The organism is Streptomyces sp. NPDC055078, assembly GCF_053607985.1.
Map to the genome: position 1 here is coordinate 1 of NZ_JBSGUP010000515.1, position 5,932 is coordinate 5,932.

A 5,932-nucleotide genomic window follows, 5' to 3' on the forward strand; every position below is an offset into this window, starting at 1 on the left:
GTCGAGGCCCATCTCCCGGCCGTAGCCGCTGGCGCCCACCCCGCCGAACGGGGCACGTGCGTCGAATGCGGCGAAGCCGTGGGCGTTCACCGAGACGACGCCCGCGTCGATCCGGCCCGCGAGCCGGGCCGCGCGGCCGCGGTCCGCCGACCAGACGCTCGCCGTCAGCCCGAAGGGCGTGCCGTTGGCGAGCGCCACCGCCTCGTCGTCCGTACGGAAGGCAATGACCGGGAGCGCGGGGCCGAACTGCTCGTCGGCGACGATCGGCCGGTCCGGAGCCACCCCGGTGACGAGGGCGGGCAGCTCGAAGTGGCCGTGCGCCGGGGTCCCGGCGTCCCGGAAGGCACCGAAGGTGCGTACGGTGGCGCCGCTCGCCTCCGCGTCGGCGAGCAGGCCCCGAAAGCGCCGGGACTGGTGCTCGTTGGCCAGCGGTCCCATGGTGACCTCGGGGTCGAGGCCGTCGCCAACGACGGTCTCCTTGAGGACGTCCCCGAGTCCCGAGACGACCTCGGCGTACCGGGACTCGTGCACATACAGCCGTTTGACGGCGAAGCAGACCTGGCCGGAGGTGAGAGTGAAGGCCGAGGCGAGCGTCCGCAGGATCTTTGCGTCGATCGGTGTGTCGTCCAGCAGTACGGCCGGGTCGTTGCCGCCGAGTTCGAACACGCCGCGCCGTGGGCCGCCCGGCCCCGACGCCAGCGCGGTCGCCACCGAACGTCCGGCGTCCGCGCCGCCGGTGAAGGCGACCATCGCCACCTCCGGATGCGCGGCGAGCGCGGCTCCGGCCCGTTCGCCGAGCCCGGTGACGACGTTGACGACGCCGGGCGGCAGGACGGCCCCGATGGCCTCGACGGCCTTGAGGACGCCGAGTGGCGCGTACGGCGAGGGAACGGCGACGACGGTGTTGCCCGCCAGCAGCGCGGGGCCGAGCTTCACGCCCAGCAGGGCGATCGGCCAGTTCCAGGGGACGATGGCGCCGACGACCCCCACCGGACGGCGGCGGATCTCCACCCCGCCGTCCCCGGCCGGGCCCCCGTCCGGGCCGGGCAGCCGCTCGGTGAGCGCCCCGGCCACCGCGTCGACATCGTCCAGGTAGGCCGACCAGGCCCAGGGCGGCGACTGGAAGTCCATGGCCGATTCGGCGAGCACCTTGCCCATTTCACGGGTGAGGACCTCGGGGCCCGAGGGGTCGCGGTCGCCAGGGGCCAGGAGAATGCCTCCTCGCACCAGCCGTACTGCTCCCGCTCGGAGCCGGGTTGAGCCCCTGGAGGGCTACCCGTCTCCGGCGCGTGTTCTGGCCGCGATGACCTCGTGCGCGTGCTGTTCGGCCCAGTCGCGGATGGCGTGGACGACGGGGCACAGCGTGGTGCCGAGTTCGGTGAGGCGGTACTCGACGCGGGGCGGTACTTCGGCGAACACCTCGCGGGCGACCAGGCCGTCGTGCTCCAGGGTGCGCAGGGTCCGGATGAGGACCTGGGCGCTGATACCGGAGGCATCGCGCAGTTCGGTGAACCGCAAGGGGCCGGGGCTGAGGGTCCGCACGATATGAATCGTCCACCGGTTGGCCAGGAGATCGATCATCTCCCGGGTGGGTGTTCCCGCCCCATAGGGGGCATCGGGTATCGCATGGGTTCGGGGCATGCCGCAATAGTACCCAATTGGAACCATGGTCAGTTCTAGGTCACTAGTGCCTTGATAGTGAATAGTCAGCGGTGCGGGACCCGGGACATACCGGACCAACCGACGACCGGCCGACGGGTCTCTTCCCGTAGGCCCGCGAGGAAGCTCCCGCTTCTCCACGGGCAACACGCCTTCGACCAAGGAGATGAGTGATGAGCACGGACGCGGGATTGCAGGAGCTGTACGAGCAGGCCAAGGCGGAGGGCGGCGGGCTCGTCGTGTACGCGGGCGGGGACGCTCCGGAACAGGCCGGAATGTATACGGCCGGTTTCCATGAGGCGTTTCCGGACATCGACATCGAGGTGACCGTCGATCTCAGCAAGTTCCACAACGCGCGGATCGACGCGCAGCACATCCGCGGCGACAACCGGGTGGACGTGGTGCACGTCCAGACGGTGAACGACTTCCCGTACTGGAAGGAGCACGGACTGCTCCAGCCGTTCCGGCCCGAGGGCCTGGACCAGGTCGACCCGGACTTCGCCGATCCCGACGGCACCTTCTACGCGCTGTTCGTGTTCGCGTTCTCCAATGTCGTCGACACCAGCGTCATCCCCGAGGCCCAGGCGCCGAGGGAGGCGGCCGACTACCTGCGTCCGGACCTCAGGGACCGGATCGTGCTGACGTATCCGCACGACGACGACGCCGTCCTGTTCCAGTTCGAGCGGATCATCGCGAGGCACGGCTACGGCTGGCTGGAGAAGCTGCTGGCGCAGAACCCGATGTGGGTACGTGGCACGGCGACGCCACTGGCGGTCATCGGCTCGGGTGAGCGGGCGGCGACGTTCACCTCCTTCTACTACCTCAACCCGCCCGAGGGCGACCCGATGCGGTTCATCCTGCCGAAGGAGGACTTCTTCCAGTCCTGGTACCAGACCGGAGCGATCCTCAAGGACGCACCGCACCCCGCCGCCGCGAAGCTCTACATGAGCTACCGGCTCTCGAAGCAGGCCCAGCAGGCATCGGCCCAGTGGCCCGCCCGCCGCGATGTGCAGATCCCCGGCTGGAAGCCGATCAGCGAGTACCGCAACACCGATCCGAGCGGCTTCCGGGACTTCATGCTCGACCGCGCCCGGGTGGAACGGCTGCGCGGCATCATGGAGGACTTCATCGGCCCCGTCCAGGGCGACAACCCCACCGGCATCGACCGCACCTGGCACTGAGGCGCCCACGGCCACACTGCTGCCCTCCTCGGCCGCCGGGCGGGACTCATCGAGGTCCTCCGGCCCGGCGGCCTTGTGCCCCTGACCCACCCGACAAGCCACTGAACCGGTGGCACGGAAAAGGAACAATGATGGCGAGTCCCGCCGGATACCAGGCCGTACGGATGCCAGCGATCTTCGTCGGCCACGGCAATCCGATGAACGCCATCGAGGACAACACCTACACCGCGGCATGGCGGGAGCTGGCCGACTCCATCCCGCGGCCGCGGTCGATCCTGTCGGTCTCGGCCCACTGGTACGTACCCGGCGGCCGGGTCACCGCCGCAGAGCGTCCCGCGACCATCCACGACTTCGGAGGCTTCCCTCCGGCCCTGTTCCACGTCGGCTATCCGGCCCCCGGCTCACCCGAACTCGCAGCCCGGGTCAGCGAGCTGCTGGCACCCAACCGCATCGAACTCGACACCCGGTGGGGACTCGACCACGGCACCTGGTCCGTACTGATCCACATGTACCCGGACGCCAACATCCCTGTCGTCCAGCTGGGCATCGACGAGACCCTCACCCCGGCCCAGCATTATGACCTCGCCCGCCGCCTGCGCCCACTGCGCGAGGACGGGATCCTCATCCTCGGGTCCGGCAATGTCGTGCACAACCTGCACACTTATGCCTGGGGCGGGCATCCGGTCGAACCTTTCGACTGGGCCGTCCGCTTCGACACCCGGCTACGGGAGCTGATCACGAAGGGCAGGTTCGACGACGTCGCTGCCTATGACCAGGGCGGCGCGGACGCTGCGCTTGCCGTCCCCACACCGGAGCACTACCTGCCGCTGCTCTACGTCCTGGCCGCCTGCACAGGCATCGACCCCGTCACCTTCCCCGTCGACGGATTCGACGGCGGATCCATCTCCATGCTGGGTATCCGCCTCGGCTGACCCGCACCCAACGTCCGGCACACTTCAGACCAACGTCTGTGCTCCACCAGCGGCACTGGTCTGTCAGCTTCTGCACACGATCGCACCGACGATCGCAGCGATGACGCACAAGAGGATGAACGCGGCGATGAGTCTGCTCTGGCGTTGTGTGGTGGCCTCGGTGCTCTGCGCGCTCTGCCGTGGAGGTGCCAGCTTGGTTCCCGGCGAGGGGAGGACTCGCCGGATCTGGGGAACTCAAGTGCGAGCATGGCCAGGCCAGCAAAAATGACAGCTCACCTCGTGCCTGACGCACTGTCAGCCGATGTGCAGCTTCTCGCGCAGGGCCGCCTTGTGTTCGGCCTTCTTCTCCTCGCGCACGATCCTGCGCGCCTCCCCTACGGCGGCCTTTGCGGCGTATTCGGCGGCTTCGAGCTCGGCAAGCACCTCGTCGGCAGGCCTGCGCAGGACAGTGCCGCCAAGTTTGCCCATCTCCCCGTCGATCACCTCAGGGGTCACTTCGTTGACCTCGGCGACTACCGCCGTACCACCGGGCGGCACCAGCCAGCAGTTCACAGCTGCGGGTAGCCCGGTAGAGGTCCAGAGCGCCGCCGACCAGTCCGACTGCACCCCAGCCGACGAGCATGCCGATCGGGCCGCCCTGTCCGGGCGGGCCTCCGGCGCACCGAAGGACGACACCGTCGCCGGGATACTCGCCCTGCACAACACCGCCCGTTCCGCCGTCAAGGCACGCACGGCCGCCCTCAACCAGATCACCCACATCCTCTTCACCGCCCCCGAGACCATCCGCGTCAAGTACGGGCAGCTCAAGGGGACCGACCGCACCGACGCCCTGGCCCGGCTGCGACCGACCGGGGACACGGTCCACGTCGCGGTCCTCACCGCGCTCAAAAGCCTCGCCCGACGCGTCAAGGAGCTGACCGCCGAGCACGAGACCCTGGCCCAGGCCCTGGACAGCGAGGTCACCGACCAAAACCCCGGCCTGCGAGCCGCCTACGGAGTTGGCCCCGACACCGCCGCCCAACTGCTGGTCACGGCCGGAGGCAACCCCGACCGCATGCGGACCGAGGCTTCCTTCGCCGCCCTCTGCGGGGCCGCACCCGTCCCTGCCTCCAGCGGCAGAACGAACCGGCACCGCATCGCCCTGGTGCGCATGTCCAGCAACTCCCGCACCCGCGAATACGTGGCACGACAGACCGCCGCAGGGCGGACGAAGAAGGAGATCATCCGGCTCCTGAAACGGGCCATCGCCCGGGAGATGTTCCGCTGCCTGACCACCACGGTCACCGTCTCCGGCATCGCCGACCTGCGGCCTCTGCGGCAGTCCAAGAACATCACCCTCACCGCCGTGGCCCGTCACTTCGGCGTCTGGCCGGCCACCATCACGGCCGTGATCAACCGGCTTCGGGGCATCAGCATCTCCTCGGTCGACCGCTGGAAAGCCAAGGGCGACCTCAGCTCCGGAAACACTCCCCTGGTCCGCCGCACCGTCGAGCTGGCGCGAGCACTCGACCTCTCGATCGCCTCGGTCGAGGAGGCCGGACATCGGTTGGGGCTTCATACTTGACACCCGAGCCTGGACCGGCCCCCAACCCGAGCCCGATGCGAGCGTGCGCTGGGCCAGGCGGCACCACACGTTCACGCGCGCCGCGGCCGAGCCGCTGGACCGGCGCCAGCAGCAGGGCACGCTACCGGTGCATCGAACACCCGGCCACGCCGCGCCCGGCACAAGAAGCGAAGCGCGGACAGCGGCGCCGGGTCAGTTCCCTCCCCCTCCGAATCGCGTCGAACCGCATTCGTGTGGACGCCCGTCGGAGCGCGACTGGTGTGAGCGCGCCGCCGCAGCGGGAGCGCTGTGCGTGTTCGGCGGGGCGGCTGGACGTCTGCCTACGACGGGGCCGAGGTCAGCGGCCGTCTGTCTGCTTGGTCACCAGCTGATGGTGAGGCGGGTGTCGGGGCGGGTGAGGCGGGTGCCGGGTTCGAGGTGTCCGTTGGGGGTGGTGGCCGGGTAGGCGGTGACGATGGGTTGTGCGGGGCGGTCCTGGGCCCAGCTGTTGAGGAGGTCGCCTGTCTGGCTGGTGACCTTGCTGCTGTCCGGGCCGTGGGTGACGATGCCCAGTTCGTCGGTGTCGTCGTCGGCCGGGCGGACGGTGAGGTAGGCGA

At 69.6% G+C, this 5,932-nt stretch carries 6 protein-coding genes and 1 pseudogene; 3 read left to right on the plus strand and 4 right to left on the minus strand.

Annotation, left to right across the window (positions count from 1 at the left end; all coding sequences use genetic code 11):
- Together ACWF94_RS30785 and ACWF94_RS30790 are read right to left on the minus strand one after the other, a co-directional pair.
- Positions 1-1,227, minus strand: a 1,227-nt coding sequence (locus ACWF94_RS30785; protein ID WP_453495784.1) for an aldehyde dehydrogenase family protein, incomplete at its 3' end; no start/stop codon positions are given.
- Between the two features lie 45 nt (positions 1,228-1,272).
- Entirely contained in the window at positions 1,273-1,641 is a 369-nt protein-coding gene (locus ACWF94_RS30790; protein ID WP_453495787.1) for a winged helix-turn-helix transcriptional regulator, read from the minus strand.
- Positions 1,642-1,832: 191 nt separating this feature from the next.
- On the opposite strand from ACWF94_RS30790, the gene ACWF94_RS30795 reads away from it, so the two are divergent.
- Both ACWF94_RS30795 and ygiD read left to right on the plus strand, forming a co-directional pair.
- Positions 1,833-2,840 (plus strand): ABC transporter substrate-binding protein, encoded by a 1,008-nt coding sequence (locus ACWF94_RS30795; protein WP_453495790.1) that lies wholly within the window; start codon positions 1,833-1,835, stop codon positions 2,838-2,840.
- Between the two features lie 131 nt (positions 2,841-2,971).
- Positions 2,972-3,772, plus strand: a complete 801-nt coding sequence (gene ygiD / locus ACWF94_RS30800) for a 4,5-DOPA-extradiol-dioxygenase (protein ID WP_453495792.1) — start codon at positions 2,972-2,974, stop codon at positions 3,770-3,772.
- A gap of 294 nt (positions 3,773-4,066) precedes the next feature.
- Here ygiD and ACWF94_RS30805 read toward each other — a convergent pair whose 3' ends face one another.
- Positions 4,067-4,267: a hypothetical protein gene (locus ACWF94_RS30805; protein ID WP_453495795.1), complete on the minus strand. Its 201-nt coding sequence runs from the start codon at positions 4,265-4,267 to the stop codon at positions 4,067-4,069.
- Positions 4,268-4,271: 4 nt separating this feature from the next.
- Between ACWF94_RS30805 and ACWF94_RS30810 the strand changes: the two genes are divergently transcribed.
- Positions 4,272-5,336, plus strand: coding sequence for a transposase (locus tag ACWF94_RS30810; protein WP_453495797.1), 1,065 nt, complete (start codon positions 4,272-4,274; stop codon positions 5,334-5,336).
- 360 nt (positions 5,337-5,696) lie between these two features.
- Here ACWF94_RS30810 and ACWF94_RS30815 read toward each other — a convergent pair.
- Positions 5,697-5,932: pseudogene (locus ACWF94_RS30815) on the minus strand (methyltransferase, FxLD system); the annotation flags it as partial.

Coding starts and splice junctions, on each gene's coding strand:
- ACWF94_RS30790 (WP_453495787.1), bottom strand. CDS start 1,641: ATGCCCCGAACCCATGCGATACCCGATGCCCCCTATGGGGCGGGAACA.
- ACWF94_RS30795 (WP_453495790.1), top strand. CDS start 1,833: ATGAGCACGGACGCGGGATTGCAGGAGCTGTACGAGCAGGCCAAGGCG.
- ygiD (WP_453495792.1), top strand. CDS start 2,972: ATGGCGAGTCCCGCCGGATACCAGGCCGTACGGATGCCAGCGATCTTC.